The following is a 21,406-nucleotide window of genomic DNA, read 5'->3' on the forward strand; positions in this document are numbered from 1 at the left end:
ATCGATGATAAAGACTTAATGCCTATTTTCAGGAATCGTGATCCGAAGATGTTCTATGGATTTACCTTGAATGCGGAATGGAAGAATATAGATTTGAATATGGTGATGCAAGGAGCATCATTATATACCATGCGCTATAACGAAGTGTTTTCACAGATGTTTTTCAATAACGGTAATCTTCCTGAGTATTTCTATGACAGATGGCATCTGGCAGATCCCTATGATGTTAATAGTGAGTGGATAGCAGGGAAGTGGCCAGCTAACCGATTCTCTGAATATATGGGTTCATCTTATAGAGAGAGTGATGCTTGGCGTATGAAGGCCAATTATCTCCGTATGAAAAGTATAGAGCTCGGTTATACCGTTCCTTTAAGCGAAGCGAATAAACGATTTATCAAAAAGATAAGGGTTTATGGAAATGCTCATAACCTATTCACTTTTGCCGATTCATTTATCAAGCAGTTTGATCCAGAGCGTTTTGAGGGGGATTACAATGCAGGCTATAACTATCCGCTGATCAAGAGTTACAACTTAGGGGTTAATCTTACATTTTAATATTTAGAATTATGAAATATCATCATATATCCAGCATATTTTGTGGAGCATTATTGGCTTTTTCGACTTCATGTTCCGATTTTTTAGATGTTACGCCGCGTAATAAGATACCTGGAGATGCGGTCTTATCGGATCCCAACGGTGTGAAAGCTTTCTTAGCCAATTTATATTATCAAGCACCAATCGAGGATCATGTTTATTTCCCTAGAGAAGGATTCAATGCCAGAGGTAATACGGGTTTTCTTTCTCTTGCACAGTATGGTATGGAAGCGATCCACTCGGAGTGGCCAAATTGGAATGAATATAAAAATGACTGGTGGGAGAAGGGCTATAAGCTGAATAGAAGTATCAATATTCTTATCCAATCTATACCGACGTTGAATATGGCGGATAAAGAAAAGCAGGTACTGGCAGGTGAAGCCGCATTTTTAAGAGCGTATACCTATTTTGCACTTGCTAAACGTTATGGCGGAGTACCTCTGATTTTGGATAACCAGGATTTTACCAATGATTTTGAAATGTTGAAAGTACCTCGAAGTACTGAAAAGGAAACATGGGATCTGGTTTTAAGTGAATGTGATCGCGCGATAGAGTTGCTTCCTGAGGAGCATGCTAATGGCGATGAAAGTAAGCGTCGAGCAACCAAATGGGCTGCTTATGCCCTTAAATCGCGAGCAGCATTACATGCAGCATCGGTAGCTAAGTATTGGAATAATGCTCCTTTGTCTGGAGAAGCGGTCTCATTGAAATTTGTAGGCATGGAGGCTTCGCAAGCAGCAGCTTATTATAAGGCCTGTATAGACGCATCCATGGCGTTGATTAGTTCAGGTAGATTCAGTTTGTATAAAGCAACTCCTGCTAACCCAGCTGAAGCCATCAAAAACTATCAGGAGATGTTTGTCGATCCCAGTATTGCCTCATCAGAAGCGATATTAATTAAAGGCTATGCACAGGTCGGTAATGATCTTTCGCACGATCTTGATGGTTGGAATGGGCCGAATCAGACTGGGGAGGGTTTTCCACATCGTGGACGTACTAATCCAATCCTTGAGATGGTCGATTTATACGAAAGTTATGATAACCCAGGTCATGCTTCACCGGTTGTGACGACAGCTGATGGTCAAGTTTCATCGGCTGAGGGGTACAAAGAAGGGGTTGCTTATCGCCATTTCGATTCACCAGATGAAATCTTTAAAAATAAGGATGCACGATTCTTTGCGTCGATTATTTATCCGAATGCCACTTGGAAAAACCAAACTATTGTGATCAATGGTGGAATAGTTAAACCAGACGGCTCTTTGATCGATAGTCGAACTTCTTTTGAACATGAAGGCATTACTTATTTTACATATGGTAAGGAACAACCTAATCAGTATTCGGGCTTTGATGGCTCTGCGGATATGACAAGAACTGGATTCTTGATGCGTAAGTTCTTGAATGAAAATATGCGGTTCACGACATGGCTACAATCAACCACGGACTACATGGATATGCGCTATGCAGAAGTGTTGCTCAATTTTGCCGAAGCGGTAGTGGAAAGCGGATACACCCAGGAAAATGCTGTTAGTTTGGCGACAAAAGCGATTAATGATATCCGATTTCGAGCTGGACATACGGTAGCGATAACACTTAATTTAGAAAATGTGCTTCGAGAACGTACGGTGGAACTCGCATTTGAGAATAAAAACTTTTGGGATTTGATACGCAGGAGAACATTCCATACCACGTTTAAAAATAAGATAAAAGAGGCACTGGTTCCTTTAATCGACTTGAGAGGAAATAAACCTCAGTATATTTATGTCCGTAAAAATGTGGCAGGATCCAATAGTCAGAATTTTCCAGAAAAGGACTATTATAGACACATTCCAAATGTCGCTGGAAATGGCGTAGTCCAAAATCCACAACAATAACACCTAAAATGAAAGCTATGAAAAGAATATTGTATCTATCCTTCGTCTCGCTGCAGCTTGCGTTGTTTACAGCTTGCGGTCTCAGTGATATTGACAATTATGAAGGACCAAATGCCACGATATCAGGTGGCCTATATGATGTGGAGACTGGTGAGCTTATCCAGCAAGATATCATTAGAGGTTCGCAGATCGAATATATTGAACTCGGATTTAAAAATCCACAGACGCAGTACATTGTCGTAAAAAATGACGGTACTTACCGTAATAACATCATGTTTGCAAATCGGTATACGGTACAACCTGTAAGAGGAAATTTTGTGCCTATCGAAAAACAGGAGATTGCGGTAGCTGGTAATACAGTCATGGATTTTAAGGTGCAACCTTATATCCGTATCAAAGATGCTGTAATTAAGCAAGTAGGAGATCAGGTAGTGGCCACATTTAAGGTGCAGCAAACAGTAGCGAACGCTGTAAAACGTATCGGACTATTTGCGCATCAAGAGATTAATGTTGGTGAACCTTTGAATATTGTGAATAAGCAAGAGGATATCAATGGGCAATTGGATGAAAGTCAGGTTTATCAATTGGAAATAGACTTAGTGGCTAACAACACTAAACTAGTCAAAGGAAAATCGTACTATTTTAGGGTTGGTGCACTGATTGATGCGAGTGAAGCAAAGTATAATTATGCTTCTACGATTCAATTGACTGTCCTGTAGTGCCGAAATGTTTTAAGTTAATTTAATGGAGGTTGCCAAAGTATGTATGCTTTGCGCAACCTCTTTATGAGAAAGTATATGATAACAATATTAAAAAGAGGACGCTTATATGTATTGGCGATGCTTTGCGTGGGCTGTGCAACGAATAAAAAAATTGATTCGCCAGTAGACCAGGTCAATCCTTATATGGGCAATATCAGCCACCTGTTGGTGCCCACATATCCGACGATACATCTACCTAATAGTATGCTTCGGGTATATCCAGAAAGACAAGATTTCACCACGGATCAACTCTATGGTTTACCTATGATTGTGACCAGTCATCGGGGACGGTCTGCTTTTAACCTGAGCCCGCTAGATAGAACTGCGAAAACACAATTTAATAATGTATATGCCTTAGACTATGATAATGAGGTGATAAAACCCTATTTATACACGTCAAATCTGCAGAACGGGGATATGGATGTCAAATATGCACCATCCCATCAGTCGGCATTGTATGAAATCAGATTTAGGGAACGCTATGCACCTTCACTAATCCTAAATACCCAATCTGGAACAATATCAGTGAGTGGAAATAAGATTAAAGCTTCTCAGAACTTGGATAATAAGACAATTGTCTATCTATATGCTGAGGTAGACCAGCAGCCAATTAAAATAGGGACATTAAATGGCGAAGGGCAGTTGGATGATCAAATGACTTCCAAATCGGGTGATCAGGTCGCTGCTATTCTTCATTTTGAACCCGGATTGGAGTTGTTGAAAATACGATATGGTATATCATTCATCAGCGAGGAGCAGGCGGAGTTAAATCTAAGACGTGAAATAAAGGATTATGATCTGGAAGTGCTTGCTAATAAGGGGCGTGATATATGGAATAATGCTTTGGGTAAAATTCAAGTGAAAGGATTATCTCCAGATGATGAGGCTTTGTTTTACAGCTCGGCCTATCGCTGTTATGAAAGACCGGTTAATATAACTGAAGATGGTCGTTATTTCAGTGCATTTGATGGTCAGGTGCATGCGGCTGAACGACCTTTTTATACCGATGATTGGATTTGGGATACGTATCGTGCTACGCATCCGTTACGGTTATTAATCGATCAGGACGTTGAGTCTGATATGATTCAATCCTTTGTTAGGATGGCAGAGCAGATGGACCAGTTTTGGTTACCTACTTTTCCTGAGATTACCGGCGATTCGCGCCGTATGAATTCTAACCATGGTGTGGCGACTATAGCTGATGCCTATTCCAAAGGATTGCGTTCATTCGATGTGGAGAAAGCATACCAAAGTGCTAAAGGAGCAATTGAAGATAAAACATTAGCACCTTGGTCGGCACAACCTGCGGGTTGGTTGGATGATTTTTATAAAACTCATGGATACATCCCTGCATTGAAACCTGGAGAGGAAGAGACAGTACCTGAAGTGCATCATTTTGAAAAACGTCAACCCATTGCTGTGACCTTGGGTACATCATACGATGAGTGGTGTTTGGCCCAGTTGGCAATGCAATTGGGTAAAAAGGAAGATCATGAAAAGTATAGTAAACGTGCGCTCAACTATAGAAATGTTTTTAATGCCAAAACGGGCTTTTTTCATCCTAAAGATAAAGATGGAAAATTTATAGAACCATTTGATTACCGGTATGATGGAGGGCAGGGAGCGCGCGAGTATTATGGAGAAAATAATGGCTGGGTATACCGATGGGATGTACCGCACCATATTGCAGATCTGATCGATCTGATGGGAGGGCGGAATAAATTCATTGAAAATCTGGATCAGACGTTCAGAGAACCTCTGGGGAAAAGTAAGTTTGAGTTTTACAGTCAACTTCCCGATCATACGGGTAATGTTGGACAGTTTTCGATGGCAAATGAACCCAGTCTACATGTTCCTTACTTGTACAACTATGTGGGTCAGCCTTGGAAATCTCAAAAAAGGATTCATCAATTGGTACATCAATGGTTTAGAAATGACCTAATGGGTATGCCCGGTGATGAAGATGGTGGTGGTATGTCGGCATTTGTTGTGTTTACCATGTTGGGGTTCTACCCCGTGACTCCAGGTATGCCTATATATGTAATCGGAACTCCTTTCTTTAAGGAGGCGCAGATTACATTATCAGGAGGTAAAAAATTGATGATCAAAGCTGAAAATCTATCGAAACAACATAAGTATATCCAGTCTGCTAAAATCAATGGAAAGGAATGGAATAAGGCTTGGTTTGCGCATGATGATATCGTAAACGGTGGCTTAATTGAATTTGTAATGGGACAATACCCCAATAAGGAATGGGGGGCGAAAATGGAAGATGCACCACCTTCCTTTAAATACTAGCGTTGCTATTGATGATTGCGTCAAAGTAGATAAAGCCCAATGATGTCATTGGGCTTTATCTGTGTTGGCACTATACTCCTTAATTTTTTATAATTTTTGCTTAGTTATTAAACTGGTGAAGAAAACGTTACTTTAATTTGCTTACTCCCAGTTGTATTTTGTTGGAGAGACGCCAATATATTGTTTAAATTCTTTTAAAAAATGATTATAGTCGTAGTATCCTGATAAAAAAGTATTGTCTATTATTTCCTTTTGGGACTTGTTTTGACAATGGCCGAACATAAATATAAAGCGTTGTAAAGAGATGTATTTTTTAGGTGAAATACCGATATATTTCACAAAACTTCTTTGCAACCATTTGCGGTTAACTTTTCCACCAAGATCATGAATTAATTCTGATACAGTTATATTGCCTTTGTTGTAATCAATTTTTTCTAAAGCAGCCTGCAATAGGTAGGGGCGGTTTTCAATTACAGTGTAGGTGCTAAGGGTCTCTTTCAATAGTTCGAACTGGTCAGAGATAGTTTCCTTTTGATACAATTGATCGATGATCTGAATCCAACGATTACTCATGATTTCACTTAGACTACAGTACGGTCTTGTAAGAAAGAATGCTGGCTCCACATTAAAAATTTCATAAAATGATGAAGGTTTAAAGCGTAGAACGATTATATACGGCAAGTCTTCAGGTAATTGCCAGTAGGTGTTTTCTATAACGCCACAACAGACCCATGCTGCATTTAACTTAATTTCTACATCGGCCTTTTTAAGATGAACGACATTGGTTTTCTCGGGCATAAAAATTAGGGTGGGAAGACCATCGTTAAATAAGGGCTGGCTGCTTTGTAAATCCTTACATGAAAATACATAAGCACCTAAGATATGCTCAGATTTAAAAAATAAATCTGAAACCGTCAGGTGATCTATCGTTCCCATATCAAGGGAGCCTGATAATTTAATATTTCCTAAAAAATTGATGGGCATACCTTGCAAAATTACTTAAAATAATGTCAATATCATGTTGAAATATTGTCCAATTTTTACTTTTTGGCTCCTCGGTATATTACTATTTTTGTTTAAAATGATCATTGAGTCAGTTGGTTACATGTGGCGTGGGTATTTGCCTATGTGCAAATTTTCGTCATGTAATACAAACGACAAAGAATAATTATTCTTCAAGTCATTTTCAAATAACAAGGAGAAAATTTAAATGAATATTTAGAAAGAATCACATGATTTATAAAACAGACGAAGAAATCGAATTAATGGAAATAAGTGCCAAATTGACGAGTGGCACCTTGGCTGCTATAGCCTCGATCATCAAACCGGGTATGTCAACCCTTGATATTGATAGATATGCGAATGAATTTATTCGTGACCATGGAGCGCTTCCTTCCTTTCATAACTTTGGCGGATTCCCTTTCCATATTTGTGCTTCTGTCAATGATGCCATTGTACATGGCTTTCCAAATCATCAGCCCTTAAAAGAAGGTGATATCGTTTCCATAGATGTAGGGGCTTATAAAAATGGATTTCATGGTGATCAGGCTTATACATTTATCATTGGTGACGTTGCTGAAGAGTTAATCCAATTGGTTAAGATAACAAAGGAATCATTGGCAAAAGGAATTGCGCAAGCTATACATGGTAATAGAATAGGGGATATAGGCTATGCTATCGAATCTCATATTGTTCCTTACGGATATGGTTTAGTTAGGGAAACTGGTTGGTCATGGCTTAGGCCGTGAATTGCATGAAGGACCTGATATCCCTAACTATGGACAGCGAGGTAAAGGTAAAATGTTGAAGGAAAATCTGGTGATCGCTATCGAACCGATGATTAATTTAGGAACGGAAGATAATTATACTGATGAAGATGGCTGGACTATTCGAACTGCCGATGGTAAACCTTCCGTTCATTTTGAACAGGACGTATGCATAAAGAAAAATGTACCCATGATCTTAACAGATATCGAAATTATTGAAAAATCCGAAAAAGCTAATGATAATTTGAATTCTTCTTACTACTAATAACACCCATATGCTCTGTTGAAGTCTAAAATTGATGTTAACTTTTAAGAAGAGGAATTACCAATATCCTTTTTTTGATTTGTGCTGATTTCATTTTTTGTAGTAGTATAGGTTTACTTTATTAAGGCGCTTATGTATTAGTTGTTAATCTGTTGAGAACACATGAATTAACAGTGAAAAACTTGAATATAAATTGTTAGATTTGAATAGGAACTAACACTGAACCGTTATTGCTCTCATACTTTATGAGACCCAATTACTGAATAAGGCCTATACTAAGTTTTACTATGGATGCATATGCTAATGTGATTATTACTACTAATCGAGGAATGATGAGAAATTGGCTATTCGCCCCCCTGTTTTTATATGCTCTGATGCTACAGGGATGTATTAAGGATGCTCCACTAAATCCGGAAGCAGATATCGAAACCGTTGTAGTTGATCCACATTTGTTGACAGGTAATATCTTTGTCGATCAGGTAAATCGGACAATAACTCTTAATCTAACCAACGAAGCTTATGAATCGGGCATATCGCCAGTATTGATTTTATCTAAGGGAGCATCTGTAAAACCTGCTAGTGGTACCCTAATCAAGTTTGATGCTGATCAAGATGTTGTATATGATGTCACATCCGAGTCGGGTGAAAATACGAAACGCTATACGGTTAAAGTCGTAAACATCGGGCATTGGGATTTTGCCTTTGAAAATTGGAAAAGTCACTCAACCGATAAATATGAATATCCTGTAGATGACGATGGGCTACAGCTTTGGTCTTCGGGTAATGCTGGAGTTGCCCTTTCTGGAGTACCTGCACGTAGTGATGCGTATCCTACGCGATCGACAACTGATGGTTATCTGGGTACAAAAGCAGCCGAGTTGGTCACTATCAAAGGAACTCCATTGTCGGAGCTCATTGGTATACGATTGTACGCTGGGTCCTTATTTTTAGGGAATTTCAATGCCTCACAAGCAATGCTCAACCCCCTTAAAGCGACAGAATTTGGAGTACCCTATAAAGGTTTACCTAAATCGTTTACGGGGTACTATAAATATAGTGCTGGACCAGATTTTATTAATAAAGCAGGGCAAGTTCAGCCCGGTGTTAAAGATAAATGTGCTATATATGCTGTTTTGTTCAATGGTCCGGATAGACTCAATGCCACTAATATCATGACCTCTGATCAGGTGATTGCAATGGCCGAGCTTCGGGATGGTTCTGATAAAGCAAATTTTACACGATTTGATATTCCTTTTGTTTATAAACAGCAGGCTGTTATTAGTAAAAATTTGATGATGGCGATTGTGACGTCCTCTAGTGCTGAAGGTGATCAATATAGAGGAGCTATAGGATCTCGACTGGTTGTGGATAGTTTAAGTATTGTACCTCTATTATGAAGAAATATATAGCAATATCCATGTTTTGTTGTTCAATAGCATTTTCAAGTATTCTAAATGCACAGGAAATACAACCGAAATTTAAATATAATAATATTAAACATGCCATTACTTTAGGATATAATATTGGCGCTACAGTTCCTTTTTCCTTACCGAATACGATTCGGGAAATCAATAGCTATGCTCCGTTATTCACACCATCTTTTGGATACCAAGCAACCTATGATCTTTCTTCAAAGTGGTTGATGGGAGTAGGATTGCGGGTGGATGTTAAAGGCATGAAAGTTACAGATAGTGTTCAGTATTTTCATACCATCATTTCTGTGGATAATGGAAATGGTGAACTTGGGTCATTCGAAGGTGATTTTACTGGGACAAATGCGACAATATCTAGAAATGTATATTTAACCTTACCTATTTTTGCAGGTTATCGTCAAGGAGAATGGGATTTTAAGTTCGGAATGTATTTCGCTTACTTATTGTCTGCTGAATTTAAAGGAACGGTCTCTGAAGGTTATATTAGGAAAGGAAACTCATTAGGTGAAAAAGTTTTGATTGAGCGTGCAGACTTTGATTTTTCGCGTGAGGTAAGGTCATTTGATCTTGGTGCTCATGTTGGTGTTTCGAGACATTTTGGCAAACGTTGGGAGGCTGATTTGACTGGACAGCTAGGTTTCAATCCTGTTTTTCCTTCATCTTTTCGAGGAGTAGGTTATAATTTACATAATATGTACTTAACGCTTGGGGTAGCCTATCAAATTTGGTAAATGGGTTTGGTATTTTCTGATATTTATGACAACTAGCATATCTCTTACCTCTTGATTATATGTATTGAGGGAATATATACACCAGAAAAAGTGCTTTTTATAAAAAAAATAAGCCGCTGACAAGTGGCTTATTTTTTTAAACCCATTGAAAATAAGATGTATAGTGACTTTATTTTTTTTATTAATTAATGGATAGTTATTGTGTTGCTATCTCTTTAGACCTTAGGGTATAGTGATTTGATAATTGAAATAATGCCCTTTTTATCATATCCATACAATGCATGGAGTTGCTCTTGTGTTCCTTGTGTTGCAAACTCATCAGGTAAGCCAAGGCGCTTTAAAATGGAATGATAATCATTGTCTACCATAAATTCCATTACAGCGCTACCTACTCCCCCTGAGATGCAACCATCTTCGATGGTAATTACAATTGAAAATTGACTAAAAACTTCGTTTAATAAGGCCTCATCAAGCGGTTTAAAGAATCTTAAGTCATAATGGGCTACATCAATGTGTTCTTTAATTAGTTCTTTGCATGCTTCTATTGCGTATTGACCAATTGGACCAAGCGATAATAAAGCGATGTTTCTTGCCAGATTTGATTTTTCGTCCTTTTCCTATTGTCAGTTTCTTAAAGTTATCGGTTGGGATATCTGTACCTGAGTTTTTTGGATATCGGATGGCAATTGGTCCTTTTACTGTTCCACATTGGGCAGTGAAAAGAAGATTCTTAAAGTCTTCAAGGTTCATGGGTGAGGCACCTATTAAGTTCGGAATACATCTGAGGAAAGAAATGTCAAATGCACCATGATGAGTGGGACCGTCCGCCCCTACAACTCCAGCGCGGTCTATACAGAAGATAACTTGTAGCTTTTGTAAAGCTACATCATGTATAAGTTGATCGTAGGCACGCTGTAAAAATGTAGAATAAATCGTGCAAAACGGAAGCAGGCCATCTGCAGCAAGTCCTGCTGAAAATGTAACGGCATGCTGTTCGGTGATGCCTACATCAAAAACTCGATCTGGCATTTCTAATTTCATTTTGGATAAAGCGCTACCCGATAACATGGCTGGGCAGACCGCTATAATGCGGGCATTATCTTTTGCTAGTTTGATTAATGTGTCTCCAAACACATCTTGGTATGTGATAGCATGGTTAATGTTGCTATTTGTACTCATTTTAACTCCAGTAGATTTGTCAAAAATACCTGGAGCATGCCATTTTTCGGGATCAATTAGAGCGGGGGCAAAACCTTTTCCCTTAACCGTAATGCAATGGAGCAATTTTGGACCTGATATATGCTTTAGTTTTTCGAACAAACTAATCAATTTTTTTAAATCATGTCCATCAACAGGGCCAAAATAGCGAATGTTCAGAGCTTCAAAAAAATTGCTGTATTTCATTAAACCCCCTTTGATGATTTTTTCAAGTTTTCGTAGGGTATCTGCTGCCCATTTTTTCGATGGGTTTTCTGATGAAAGGAGGTTTTTTAGGTATGATTTTAAAATATTGTAGTGTTTGTCAGTAGTGAGATCGATTAAATAATTCTGAAGAGCACCAGTATTGCTGTCTATGGACATGTTGTTGTCGTTGAGAATAATCAACATGTTTGGTTGTTCATAACCTGCATTGTTCAACGCTTCAAAAGCAAGTCCGGCAGTCATAGCGCCATCACCAATAACGGCAATATGTTGACGGCTGTATTCGCCACGATATCTTGCAGCAATAGCCATACCCACGATGGCTGAAATGGAAGTCGAGGAATGTCCCGTTCCGAATGCATCGTATTCACTCTCGTCCATACTTGGGAAACCACTTATTCCTCCTAGTAGACGATTAGAATAGAATTGTTTCATTCTTCCAGTTAGTAATTTATGGGGATATGCCTGATGTCCTACATCCCAGATGAGTTTATCCAAAGGGGTATTAAATACATAATGTAATGCAACAGTAAGTTCAATAACACCTAAACTAGAACTGAAATGACCTCCGTTAGCCGCCACATGGTCGATGAGAAAGGATCGTAGGTCTTGACAGACCTGTTTTAAAGATGAAACGGTTAGATTACGTAAATCGCTTGGACTATTGATGAAATTATTCTGTTGCATGGTACTTTTTTTTTCAAAGGTAAATTACTTAGATTTGCGATACAGGTGTAGATTTTGTAAAAATTACCAGTACAGATATGAAGTCATATAAATTCGAACTATTTACAAGTACCATAGAGAAAAATATCAAAAATGGTATTTTCAAAGCCGGTCATAAATTGCCCTCTATTAGAGAATTGAAGGAGCAGTTTCAGATAAGTGTCAGTACAATACAGAGTGGATACGAGTATCTTATGATTCATGGTTTGGTGGAAAGTATTCCTAAATCGGGTTATTATGTAAGTCAGCGAACAAGGGAGTCCAAAATTGAATCTAAAACCATATACATTCCGGTAGTTAGAGATGCTGTATTTAAGAATCATCTTGCACTGACAACTTCTGCAAGACCAGGAAGTAAGTTTTCTGAATTCAATGTAGCTGCACCTGGAGATCTGCTGGTACCTCAGAAATTATTGCTACGCACCATGCAACAGGTAATCAGAGAACAGGGGGCAGGTCTGCTTAGGTATTATCCGTCAAATGGTTCCATAGAATTGAAGGAGCACATCATTACCCGGGCCGCTGCCTACCGTACTGTTATTCATATGGACGAATTGCTAATTACGGATGGTGCACTTCAAGCGTTGTATATTGCTTTGGCTGCTGTTTGTGTTGCAGGAGATATAGTAGCAGTCGAAAGCCCTTGTGTTTTTTCAATACTCGAAGTAATCCGTGTGTTAAATCTTAAAGTTATTGAAATCCCTATAATTCCAATTACTGGGTTTGATGTTGATTTTTTTGTAAGGGCTTGTCGTGACAATAAGGTTAAGGCAGCAATCGTAACACCCAATTTTCATAACCCGACAGGGATATTAATGCCAGATGAGCAAAAGCTTGCCTTGGTGACTATAGCGCAACAATACGACGTTGCACTTATAGAAAATGATATTTATGGTGATTTAAATTTTCATGGACAGCGACCCTCTACATTAAGAACTTTCGATGTAAGCGGTCTTGTACTTACGTATTCTTCATATTCAAAAACGTTAGCTCCGGGTATAAGGCTTGGTTGGCTTGCCGCTGGAAAATTTATGCAGCGTGCAGAACAGATTAAATTCTCCCTTGGAAGTACAATCTCTCCAGTATATCAGGAAACAGTAAACAAACTGTTGAAAGGGAGCAGTTACGACCGTCATATCCGTTCCTTTAGAATGCAATTGGCTAAGAATGCTTATTGTGCCGTTAATTTGCTTTCTGATACTTTCCCAAGTAAAACGTCTATTTTAATGCCTGAAGGTGGTTATAATATTTGGGTAAAGATGCCTGATGAGACGGATATGGACAAATTTTATAAACAATGCGAACGAATTGGAGTCAGGTTTACTCCTGGTTATACTTTTTCATTTTCTGGTGCTTTCGGAAATTATTTTCGATTGGTGTTTGCGGATAAATTTTCGAATAAAAAGATGGAAGCGATTAAGCTTGCCGGTCAACTATCTTGATTACAACTGTACTGGTCTTTGTTTCATAAGCTGTCCTCCTTATTTTTTTGAAAGACCAATACATTTGTCTGTACACATTAATTACGTTAGTATGAAAATAACAATAAAATTCACTGTAGCTACAGAGGAGGGGCTGGAAGCTCTTTTAAAGTTAACGCGTGCGATAGCGATAGAAAAGTTTTCAAAGTATCTAGAACCTCAATTGATGGAGGAATATATACAGACCAATTTTAATGATAAAGCTTTGGTGGTAGAACTGAACAGCATGTCAAATCAGTGGCTTATTGCATATGTAGATAATATACCTGCAGGATTCGTACAAATTACTTCTAAGGGTGTTAGACCTTCGAGTTTGGAACGTAAACGGGCTATCCGTATTGCTAATTTTGGAGTATTAAAAAAATATGTAGATTCGGGAATAGAAAAAGTATTATTGGAAAAAAGCTTAATTGTTTGTAAGCCATATGAAGCTATCTGGATTAATGAGTATATTCAAAATCCACTAATTGGACTTTTTGAAAGTCGAGGATTTGTTAGACAGAAGGAGATATATGAACTCGATGAATTGCCTTTGAATTCGCTTTATTTGATTGCGCTAAAGGTTTCGTAGAGAAGTTAGTGACAACGGGGGGTAATACATTTTCCTTGATAGGATGTTGAGGAGGGGATTAATTTAAGTGTTACCTTTCATTTTCATCGTTTTTTGATCCCATTTTGATGGAGTGATGAATTTCTTAGTAGAGAACTCAGTTCGCTTCCCGAGAATTGTAATACTGATATAAATAGGATGTAGACCTGCTTGATAAGCTTTTGCTCCACGTGCATATACGTAGGCTGTAACTTGATTACTCATTGTGGTGGTGTTTTATTTCAATATTCAATTTATTCTTTTGGGTATGAACTGTCAAGATGTTTAAAGGCTAGTCACGTAATGACCTTGTTTATTGCTCATCGAATAGTTCATTTCAGCGAGACCCTAGCTAACCATTTATTAGGGTCTCGCTGGAAATGAGAGGTATTGAAAAATACGGGATTGGTCTATAAACAGAAAACCCTACAAATCGTTGAATTTGTAGGGTTTTGATACATTTACCTTGTTAGGATGCGGAGAGAGAGGGATTCGAACCCTCGGTACCGTTAAGTACACACGCTTTCCAAGCGTGCTCGATCGACCACTCTGACATCTCTCCGTAGTCTGTTGGCAAAAATAGAAGTATAATTCTATTTTCCAAAACAATTTTCATTAAAATGTGTTATTTCCGCATTAATAAAAAAACTACCTTTACTCAAGGTGTTTGAAATTAGAAAATTATGGTCAACAAAAAATTATGGTCAATATTGCCGATTGCCAGTCTAGTGTTTGGTTGTCAATCCAATAATAGTTCGGTTCAACATAAAACAGATCGAACAGTATTCTTAGATGTATCTGGTATGGATACGACTGTACATCCTGGAGATAACTTCTTTATGTATGCTAATGGACAATGGTTGAATAAAACAGTCATTCCTCCTTCGGAGTCTGGTTGGGGGTCATTTTATACTTTGAATGATGAGAATTTACAAAAACTTCATGGTATTTTAGAAAAGGCTGCGCAATCCAATAGTAAGAAAGGTACAGATCAACAAAAAGTAGGTGATTTCTATACCAGTGGAATGGATACGCTTACAATAGAAAAATTAGGTGTTTCACCTATTGCAGCGTTATTGGAAAAGATTGATGGATTAAAATCAATCGAGGAGCTGATTGCTTATAGTGCTGATGGGTTTAGAGATGGAGACGGGGATTTATTCTCTTTTTATATCGCTGCAGATGAGCGGATGAGTAATAAGAATGCTGCGACTTTTGTGCAGGGGGGGCTTAATCTTCCTGAAGCAAGCTATTATCTAGATCAGGATGATAAAGCAAAGAAAATACGCGAAGCATATACGAATTACCTGAGTAAATTATTTACTTTGGCAGGTAAACAGGCTACTGCCAAAGCTGATGCTGAGTCTGTCTTGAAGATAGAAACTGCAATTGCTAAATCTCATTTGAGCCCAGTGGAGTTACGTGATCCTATTAAGAACTACAATAAAGTTGCAGTAACGACTTTTCAAAAAGAAACTCCAAATCTCAATTGGAGCGATATTCTAGAAAGATTATCTATTAAAACAGATACCTTACTGGTGCAACAACCTAAATTTTATGTAGCCCTTAATAATTTATTGAAATCCGAACCATTGGATACTTGGAAGCTTAAGTTGAAGGCTGATTTACTGAATTCTTCTGCATCAGCATTGACAAAAGATTTCCGTGATGCTCGATTTGAACTGTATGGTAAAACTTTACAGGGACAAAAGGAGCAAAAAGAACGGTGGAAACTCATGGTGAGTACGGTGGATAATAACTTAGGTGAAGTAATCGGGAAATTATTTACTGAGGAATATTTTAAACCCGAGGCTAAGAAAAGAATGCTTGAGTTGGTCAATAATCTTGAAATCTCCTATCGTGACCGTATTGAAAAGTTAGATTGGATGACTGCAGAAACAAAGAAAAAGGCGATAGAAAAACTGCAAGCTTTCACGAAAAAAATTGGATATCCCGATAAGTGGAAAGATTATTCTGATGTAGAGGTCAATAAAGATACCTACTATGCTAACTTACAATCAGCTTCCCGTCATGCATATAAGGAGATGATTGACAAAATGGGTAAACCTGTAGATAAGACAGAGTGGTTGATGACAACACCGACTGTCAATGCCTACTATAATCCGCCATATAATGAAATCGTATTTCCTGCCGGAATACTTCAGTTCCCATTCTTCGATGCCAATGCAGACGATGCCATTAATTATGGCGCTATTGGGGCAGTGATAGGGCATGAAATGACGCACGGTTTTGATGATCAAGGTCGTCAATACGATAAAGAGGGAAATCTTAAAGATTGGTGGACACCAGAAGATGCGACAAAGTTCACAACAAAAGCTAATCAAGTTGCAGCGTTATATAATAGTTTTACTTTGCTTGATAATCAACATGTCAATGGGCAACTGACTCTAGGTGAAAATTTAGCTGATATTGGTGGTTTGAGTATCGCATTCGATGCTTTTAAAAAGACAAAGCAAGGGCAGGAGTTAAATAAAATAGATGGTTTTACACCTGATCAGCGTTTCTTTTTGAGTTTTGCACAAGTTTGGCGGATTAAAAATAGTGATGAAAGAATGCAAATGCGCTTGAAGGTCGATCCACATAGTCCCGAAGAGTTTCGTGTGAACGGGCCGGTGTATAATATGGATGCTTTTTATCAAGCATTTAATATTCCTAATACAGCTAAAATGTATGTAGCACCTGAGAAACGCGTTTCAGTTTGGTAGTGGTAAAATAAAAGTGTAATATATTTTAAAAAGTGAATAATAATTGCTATTTTTGCCGTTCATTAACAATAAACACATTTAATTAATTTATTAACAATGTACGCAATAGTAAATATAGCAGGACAGCAATTCAAGGTTGCAAAAGACCAATTTCTTTTTGTGCACCGCTTACAAGGAGAAGAAGGCGCTAGTATTGAATTTGACAATGTATTGTTAGCAGAAGATGGTGGTAAGTTCACAATCGGTACTCCGAACGTGGCTGGTGCTAAAATTTCGGCTAAAATTTTGTCTCATTTAAAAGGTGATAAAGTTATCGTTTTCAAGAAAAAACGTCGTAAAGGCTACAAAAAGAAAAACGGTCACCGTCAACAATTCACTAAAATCCAGATTACTGGTATTACATTATAATTGAATTTTTAATCAGACATTAGTCTTAAATTGAGATAAAAAAATGGCACATAAAAAAGGTGCGGGTAGTTCCAAGAACGGCCGTGAGTCACATTCGAAACGTTTGGGTATCAAAATCTTCGGTGGTCAAGCTGCTATCGCAGGTAACATCATTGTTCGCCAGCGTGGTACTAAACACAATCCTGACTTAAATGTTGGTATTGGTAAAGATCATACGTTGTTCGCTTTAATTGATGGTAAAGTAGTTTTCCGTAAAAAAGCAAACAACAAATCTTATGTTTCTGTAGTTCCTGCAGAGCAAGCGTAAGTTTTGCTACACAATATTTGTAAAGGCGTTAAGTTTACTTAACGCCTTTTTTTGTTTTAAACCTTAAGTATAAGCTCATTATTATTCTTTATCGTAATTATTTGTGCGAGAATACGAGTTTGGTACAATTTTATACGCTAATAACAGTTTATAGATTATATTAAACGTTCATGATATCGAAAAGTCTATCCTATAGTATTCCAGCAGTTGTACTCTTGCTATTATCATCTTGTAGTTCTATGTATATGCCTAATGTACCAGCAGCGCCAATGTTTAAAGATGCGGGTGAAGTATATGTTTCTGGGAATATCAATTTGAAAGGTAATGTCTCGGCCAGTGGAGGTGTGGCCCTTTCCGATCATATTGGGATTATTGCAAATGGTTCTTACATTGATAGGAAAGATAGTCCAACAGATTTTTCTCAAAAAATGGGAGAGTTTGGGATTGGTTATTTCAAGAGTTTTGGACAACACCGCAATCGTGTTTTTGAAGTATATGCTGGTTATGGTTTAGGTGTTGCCAATGAAGTGGACACGCGAACCTCAACTGCAGGGCCTACAGTAATTGAAAGGCGCGATATGGATTTTGATAAAATATTCGTCCAAGTCAATTACTCTTCTACAAAACGAGAGAAAATTCGTTTATTTGGCGGAGATCGTGCGCTGAATTATGGTACTATTTTAAGATTGTCGCATGTAAATATGACCGATTTTAAAATTGATCAACTAGATGCTCATAGAGAACGTAATGTCTTGATAGAGCCTGTTTTTTATACACGTATGGAAGTTGGACGTGGCTGGCAGATCCAATACATGACAGGTATGAACTTTGGCTTGATGAGTAATGATTATTTAAAGGCAGGGCATCCCATCAATAGTTTGGGGATTCTTTATAAATTTGGAGGGAAAAATTAAATCATGATAAACGTATTGAAAAAGAATTGGCTATACGCATTGATGAGTATAGCATTATTGAGCAGTTGTGGCATTAGTCGGCAAAAAGCTCAAATTGAAAATCTTGGTAAATGTAAATTCGATATACAATCTGTTGATAGTATTCGTGTGGCGGGTACCTCTATTCAAAAAATAGTTAAGGCCGATGGTATTGACTTGTCAGCATTGCCAAGTGTCGCTTTAGGTATGTTACGCAAAAACATCCCTTTAGATGCGGTCATTCGTTTGAAAATCGAGAATCCAACGTTAAAAAAAGCTGCTATTAATCAATTTCAATATATTATCCTTTTTGAGAAAAAACAATTGGCAGAAGGGATTGTCAATCAGTCGATTTCATTAGAGCCGGGAGAATCTACAATAGCTTCGGTACGATTGAATACCAATATATATGAATTAATCAATAATGGTGATTTAGCAGGTTTTATTGGTTCCAGTTCAAACACTAAAAAGGGATTATTCACGATAAAGATAAAACCATCTATTAATATTGCCGGTAAGTCGATTTTTTATCCGGGTTATATTACTATTGATAAAGAAGTGAGTCGCAATATTTTACTGTAACCAACAAAAGCATTATATAAATAAGGCTTGTAAAACTTTGTTTTACAAGCCTTATTTTTTTTGTAAAACGGTAATATTCATCTTTTGTAATAAAAAAGTTATGATACTTATTGTTTAAAATACACAATCAAATTAATATCTTAGACAAATAATATGACTGGATTAGTGATGGTGGGAAGACCAATTATTTATAGAAAAAATAGAAATGCGTAAAAGTTTACTTGCTCTTATCTTGTTAGGATTCTCTAGCACGTCGTTTGCACAGCAAAAAGTGGAAAGCTATGTACAAGAAATAAAGGGTACAAAATTGAAATTTGACATGATTGCAATTCCAGCAGGCGTGTATAAGCAAGGCGGTACTGTTAAAGCGGATGAAGAACCCATTCATGATGTTAAAATAGCTCCCTTTTGGATGGGTAAATATGAAGTTACCTGGAATTTGTTTGAACCATTCCTATATAAAGATTATGAGGTTACGCAAAGTTTAGATGGGAAGATCACACCTGAAGTAGATGCAGTCACGCGTCCTACAAAACCATATTTGGACATGACATTTGGCATGGGTAAAGAGGGGCACCCTGCTTTGGCGATGACACATTATAATGCGATTCAGTTTTGCAAATGGTTGTACGTTCGTACCGGTGAGTTTTATAGACTTCCAACAGAAGCTGAGTGGGAATATGCTTGTCGTGCTGGTAGCGATAAGGCTTATAGTTTTGGAGATGATGCTGCACAACTGGACCAATATGCATGGCATAAAGGAAATAGTGAGGGGGCTACACACTTAGTTGGTACCAAGAAACCCAATGCATGGGGATTGTTTGATATGCATGGAAATGTATCTGAATGGACATTCGATCAATATATAGAAGATTATTACAAACAGTTTGATGGCAAAGTGGCGGATAATCCTGTTGCAGTACCTACGACATTATATCCAAACAGTGTAAGAGGAGGTTCTTTTGACAGTGAAGCTGTAGATTTACGAAGTGCTGCACGATTGGCTTCAGATCCGTATTGGAAACAGTTAGATCCGCAAATCCCTAAAAGCAACTGGTGGTTTCCTGAAGCACCATTCGTGGGTATGCGTTTAGTAAGACCTGTTACCCCTCCTTCGCATGAGGAAATTATGGCCTATTATGATAAGGCCCCAATTAAAGATTACTAATTATAACCTTAATACCTAAAATATGGAAAAATTTGAACGTCGTGATTTTTTAAAAACGACAGCAGCTATTGCAGGCGGAACAGTTTTAAGTTCAATGCCTTTAGCAGGAGCATTCGCAGCAGGAAGTGATGTGATCAAAGTCGCATTGATCGGTTGTGGTGGTCGTGGTACAGGGGCTACATTTGATGCCTTAAATTCGGGTTTCAATATTAAAGTAGTGGCATTAGCCGATGCTTTCAAAGATAATTTGGATAGCACTTATAAAACATTAAAAGATAAATGGCAGGATAAGATCGATGTGCCTGAACAACATAAGTTCGTTGGATTTGATGCTTATAAAGAAGCAATTAAATTGGCCGATGTCGTTATTTTAACAACGCCTCCAGGTTTCCGTCCTATTCATTTTGAAGAAGCTGTACGTCAAGGAAAGCATGTTTTTATGGAAAAAGCAGTTGCAGTAGACGTACCGGGTGTTCGTCGTATATTAGCGGCAGCAGAAATCGCAAAGCAAAAAAAGTTAAATGTTGTCGTTGGACTTCAAAGAAGGTACCAATTCAATTATAAAGAAGGGATTCAACGCATCCATGATGGTGCTATCGGTGATGTAGTCGCAGGACAAGTTTACTGGAATAGTGGTGGCGTATGGGTGAGACCACGTAAACCAGGGCAAACCGAAATGGAATATCAGATGCGTAACTGGTATTATTTTAATTGGTTATGTGGTGACCATATCGTAGAGCAACACGTTCATAATATTGATATTGCCAATTGGGTGAAAGGTGCATATCCCATCCGTATCCAAGGTACAGGAAGCCGTGCGCATAGAACAGGTAAAGAATATGGTGAAATCTACGATAATTTTGCATTGGAGCTTACTTATGCAGACAACTCGGTGGTCTATAGTCAGTGTGCCCATTTTGAAGGAGTAACAAATCGTGTTGACGAGCAGTTTCAGGCAACTAAAGGCAGAGCATATTTTTCAGCAAATGGTCAAGCGGTATTATGGGATGCAAAAGGTAATGAAGTTTATAGACATGATCCTAAAGGAAATCCAAATCCTTACCAACAAGAGCATAAAGAATTATTTGAAGCAGTATCAAAAGGTGAATACAAATTTGCTAATGCAGAATATGGTGCTTATAGTTCTTTGACGGGTATTCTAGGACGTATTGCCTGTTATACAGGTAAAGTTGTCAAATGGGATGCTGCAATCAAATCTGAAATAGATTTGATGCCGACAAATTATGCATGGGATGCTTTACCGAAGATATTACCAAATGAAGAAGGTTTCTACCCAGTAGCTATACCAGGTCAGAATACAAATTTATACATTTAATAAGAGGATA

General features: G+C 37.9%; 20 protein-coding genes and 1 tRNA gene. 16 read left to right on the forward strand and 5 right to left on the reverse strand.

Features of this window, described 5'->3' with window-relative positions:
• Positions 1-566: 566 nt before the first annotated feature.
• The 3 genes from ACFX5U_RS04750 (at position 567) to ACFX5U_RS04760 (ending at position 5,524) form a co-directional block, all read left to right on the forward strand.
• The gene (locus ACFX5U_RS04750; RefSeq protein WP_400262638.1) at positions 567-2,465 is read left to right on the forward strand and encodes a RagB/SusD family nutrient uptake outer membrane protein; all 1,899 of its coding nucleotides are present in this window, start codon (positions 567-569) and stop codon (positions 2,463-2,465) included.
• Positions 2,466-2,482: 17 nt separating this feature from the next.
• Complete coding sequence (locus ACFX5U_RS04755; RefSeq protein WP_280569856.1) at positions 2,483-3,184, forward strand: DUF3823 domain-containing protein; 702 nt, start codon at positions 2,483-2,485, stop codon at positions 3,182-3,184.
• 78 nt (positions 3,185-3,262) lie between these two features.
• Complete coding sequence (locus tag ACFX5U_RS04760) at positions 3,263-5,524, forward strand: GH92 family glycosyl hydrolase (protein WP_400262639.1); 2,262 nt, start codon at positions 3,263-3,265, stop codon at positions 5,522-5,524.
• Between the two features lie 141 nt (positions 5,525-5,665).
• On the opposite strand, the gene ACFX5U_RS04765 is transcribed toward ACFX5U_RS04760, so the two are convergent.
• The gene (locus ACFX5U_RS04765; protein ID WP_400262640.1) at positions 5,666-6,508 is read right to left on the reverse strand and encodes a helix-turn-helix domain-containing protein; all 843 of its coding nucleotides are present in this window, start codon (positions 6,506-6,508) and stop codon (positions 5,666-5,668) included.
• Positions 6,509-6,756: 248 nt separating this feature from the next.
• On the opposite strand from ACFX5U_RS04765, the gene ACFX5U_RS04770 reads away from it, so the two are divergent.
• From ACFX5U_RS04770 to ACFX5U_RS04785, 4 genes are all read left to right on the forward strand, one after another.
• On the forward strand, positions 6,757-7,272 hold the full coding sequence (locus ACFX5U_RS04770; RefSeq protein WP_400262641.1) for a type I methionyl aminopeptidase: 516 nt from the start codon (positions 6,757-6,759) through the stop codon (positions 7,270-7,272).
• A gap of 1 nt (position 7,273) precedes the next feature.
• The gene (locus ACFX5U_RS04775; RefSeq protein ID WP_400262642.1) at positions 7,274-7,555 is read left to right on the forward strand and encodes a hypothetical protein; all 282 of its coding nucleotides are present in this window, start codon (positions 7,274-7,276) and stop codon (positions 7,553-7,555) included.
• A 329-nt stretch (positions 7,556-7,884) separates the two neighbouring features.
• On the forward strand, positions 7,885-8,952 hold the full coding sequence (locus ACFX5U_RS04780; protein WP_400262643.1) for a PCMD domain-containing protein: 1,068 nt from the start codon (positions 7,885-7,887) through the stop codon (positions 8,950-8,952).
• Positions 8,949-9,719, forward strand: a complete 771-nt coding sequence (locus ACFX5U_RS04785) for a porin family protein (protein ID WP_400262644.1) — start codon at positions 8,949-8,951, stop codon at positions 9,717-9,719. Before ACFX5U_RS04780 ends, ACFX5U_RS04785 begins: the two co-directional genes overlap by 4 nt.
• Before the next feature lie 215 nt (positions 9,720-9,934).
• Here ACFX5U_RS04785 and ACFX5U_RS04790 read toward each other — a convergent pair whose 3' ends face one another.
• Both ACFX5U_RS04790 and dxs read right to left on the reverse strand, forming a co-directional pair.
• The gene (locus ACFX5U_RS04790; protein WP_400263565.1) at positions 9,935-10,315 is read right to left on the reverse strand and encodes a transketolase C-terminal domain-containing protein; all 381 of its coding nucleotides are present in this window, start codon (positions 10,313-10,315) and stop codon (positions 9,935-9,937) included.
• Positions 10,239-11,828, reverse strand: coding sequence for a 1-deoxy-D-xylulose-5-phosphate synthase (gene dxs, locus ACFX5U_RS04795; protein WP_400262645.1), 1,590 nt, complete (start codon positions 11,826-11,828; stop codon positions 10,239-10,241). The genes ACFX5U_RS04790 and dxs overlap by 77 nt, the downstream gene beginning before the upstream one ends.
• 77 nt (positions 11,829-11,905) lie before the next feature.
• Here dxs and ACFX5U_RS04800 point away from each other — a divergent pair, with 77 nt between their 5' ends.
• Both ACFX5U_RS04800 and ACFX5U_RS04805 read left to right on the forward strand, forming a co-directional pair.
• A complete protein-coding gene (locus tag ACFX5U_RS04800; protein ID WP_400262646.1) occupies positions 11,906-13,309 on the forward strand; it encodes a PLP-dependent aminotransferase family protein in 1,404 nt (467 codons plus the stop codon).
• Positions 13,310-13,400: 91 nt separating this feature from the next.
• Positions 13,401-13,919, forward strand: coding sequence for an N-acetyltransferase (locus ACFX5U_RS04805; protein ID WP_400262647.1), 519 nt, complete (start codon positions 13,401-13,403; stop codon positions 13,917-13,919).
• A gap of 63 nt (positions 13,920-13,982) precedes the next feature.
• Here ACFX5U_RS04805 and ACFX5U_RS04810 read toward each other — a convergent pair whose 3' ends face one another.
• Positions 13,983-14,162 carry an Arm DNA-binding domain-containing protein gene (locus ACFX5U_RS04810; protein ID WP_400262648.1) on the reverse strand — a complete coding sequence of 60 codons (180 nt, stop codon included), beginning with the start codon at positions 14,160-14,162 and terminating at the stop codon, positions 13,983-13,985.
• Positions 14,163-14,414: 252 nt separating this feature from the next.
• Positions 14,415-14,499, reverse strand: a tRNA-Ser gene (locus tag ACFX5U_RS04815).
• 121 nt (positions 14,500-14,620) lie between these two features.
• On the opposite strand from ACFX5U_RS04815, the gene ACFX5U_RS04820 reads away from it, so the two are divergent.
• From ACFX5U_RS04820 to ACFX5U_RS04850, 7 genes are all read left to right on the forward strand, one after another.
• The gene (locus tag ACFX5U_RS04820; protein ID WP_400262649.1) at positions 14,621-16,663 is read left to right on the forward strand and encodes a M13 family metallopeptidase; all 2,043 of its coding nucleotides are present in this window, start codon (positions 14,621-14,623) and stop codon (positions 16,661-16,663) included.
• 96 nt (positions 16,664-16,759) lie between these two features.
• Complete coding sequence (gene rplU, locus ACFX5U_RS04825) at positions 16,760-17,071, forward strand: 50S ribosomal protein L21 (protein WP_021189835.1); 312 nt, start codon at positions 16,760-16,762, stop codon at positions 17,069-17,071.
• A 43-nt stretch (positions 17,072-17,114) separates the two neighbouring features.
• Positions 17,115-17,378: a 50S ribosomal protein L27 gene (gene rpmA, locus ACFX5U_RS04830; protein WP_038696711.1), complete on the forward strand. Its 264-nt coding sequence runs from the start codon at positions 17,115-17,117 to the stop codon at positions 17,376-17,378.
• A 170-nt stretch (positions 17,379-17,548) separates the two neighbouring features.
• On the forward strand, positions 17,549-18,292 hold the full coding sequence (locus ACFX5U_RS04835) for a hypothetical protein (RefSeq protein ID WP_400262650.1): 744 nt from the start codon (positions 17,549-17,551) through the stop codon (positions 18,290-18,292).
• Between the two features lie 3 nt (positions 18,293-18,295).
• On the forward strand, positions 18,296-18,892 hold the full coding sequence (locus ACFX5U_RS04840) for a hypothetical protein (protein WP_280569825.1): 597 nt from the start codon (positions 18,296-18,298) through the stop codon (positions 18,890-18,892).
• 205 nt (positions 18,893-19,097) lie between these two features.
• Positions 19,098-20,060: an SUMF1/EgtB/PvdO family nonheme iron enzyme gene (locus tag ACFX5U_RS04845; RefSeq protein WP_280569822.1), complete on the forward strand. Its 963-nt coding sequence runs from the start codon at positions 19,098-19,100 to the stop codon at positions 20,058-20,060.
• A 22-nt stretch (positions 20,061-20,082) separates the two neighbouring features.
• A complete protein-coding gene (locus tag ACFX5U_RS04850) occupies positions 20,083-21,396 on the forward strand; it encodes a Gfo/Idh/MocA family oxidoreductase (RefSeq protein WP_038696716.1) in 1,314 nt (437 codons plus the stop codon).
• The last annotated feature ends 10 nt before the right edge of the window (positions 21,397-21,406 follow it).

The sequence above is a fragment of the Sphingobacterium sp. SG20118 genome, from assembly GCF_044740685.1.
Lineage (GTDB): Bacteria > Bacteroidota > Bacteroidia > Sphingobacteriales > Sphingobacteriaceae > Sphingobacterium.

What these genes read in the sequence shown, in the direction of transcription:
- ACFX5U_RS04760 (WP_400262639.1), top strand. Translation starts at nt 3,263, where the DNA reads ATGATAACAATATTAAAAAGAGGACGCTTATATGTATTGGCGATGCTT.
- rplU (WP_021189835.1), top strand. Translation starts at nt 16,760, where the DNA reads ATGTACGCAATAGTAAATATAGCAGGACAGCAATTCAAGGTTGCAAAA.
- dxs (WP_400262645.1), bottom strand. Translation starts at nt 11,828, where the DNA reads ATGCAACAGAATAATTTCATCAATAGTCCAAGCGATTTACGTAATCTA.
- ACFX5U_RS04805 (WP_400262647.1), top strand. Translation starts at nt 13,401, where the DNA reads ATGAAAATAACAATAAAATTCACTGTAGCTACAGAGGAGGGGCTGGAA.
- ACFX5U_RS04835 (WP_400262650.1), top strand. Translation starts at nt 17,549, where the DNA reads ATGATATCGAAAAGTCTATCCTATAGTATTCCAGCAGTTGTACTCTTG.
- ACFX5U_RS04780 (WP_400262643.1), top strand. Translation starts at nt 7,885, where the DNA reads ATGATGAGAAATTGGCTATTCGCCCCCCTGTTTTTATATGCTCTGATG.
- rpmA (WP_038696711.1), top strand. Translation starts at nt 17,115, where the DNA reads ATGGCACATAAAAAAGGTGCGGGTAGTTCCAAGAACGGCCGTGAGTCA.
- ACFX5U_RS04810 (WP_400262648.1), bottom strand. Translation starts at nt 14,162, where the DNA reads ATGAGTAATCAAGTTACAGCCTACGTATATGCACGTGGAGCAAAAGCT.
- ACFX5U_RS04840 (WP_280569825.1), top strand. Translation starts at nt 18,296, where the DNA reads ATGATAAACGTATTGAAAAAGAATTGGCTATACGCATTGATGAGTATA.
- ACFX5U_RS04750 (WP_400262638.1), top strand. Translation starts at nt 567, where the DNA reads ATGAAATATCATCATATATCCAGCATATTTTGTGGAGCATTATTGGCT.
- ACFX5U_RS04755 (WP_280569856.1), top strand. Translation starts at nt 2,483, where the DNA reads ATGAAAAGAATATTGTATCTATCCTTCGTCTCGCTGCAGCTTGCGTTG.
- ACFX5U_RS04770 (WP_400262641.1), top strand. Translation starts at nt 6,757, where the DNA reads ATGATTTATAAAACAGACGAAGAAATCGAATTAATGGAAATAAGTGCC.
- ACFX5U_RS04800 (WP_400262646.1), top strand. Translation starts at nt 11,906, where the DNA reads ATGAAGTCATATAAATTCGAACTATTTACAAGTACCATAGAGAAAAAT.
- ACFX5U_RS04765 (WP_400262640.1), bottom strand. Translation starts at nt 6,508, where the DNA reads ATGCCCATCAATTTTTTAGGAAATATTAAATTATCAGGCTCCCTTGAT.
- ACFX5U_RS04850 (WP_038696716.1), top strand. Translation starts at nt 20,083, where the DNA reads ATGGAAAAATTTGAACGTCGTGATTTTTTAAAAACGACAGCAGCTATT.
- ACFX5U_RS04845 (WP_280569822.1), top strand. Translation starts at nt 19,098, where the DNA reads ATGCGTAAAAGTTTACTTGCTCTTATCTTGTTAGGATTCTCTAGCACG.
- ACFX5U_RS04820 (WP_400262649.1), top strand. Translation starts at nt 14,621, where the DNA reads ATGGTCAACAAAAAATTATGGTCAATATTGCCGATTGCCAGTCTAGTG.
- ACFX5U_RS04785 (WP_400262644.1), top strand. Translation starts at nt 8,949, where the DNA reads ATGAAGAAATATATAGCAATATCCATGTTTTGTTGTTCAATAGCATTT.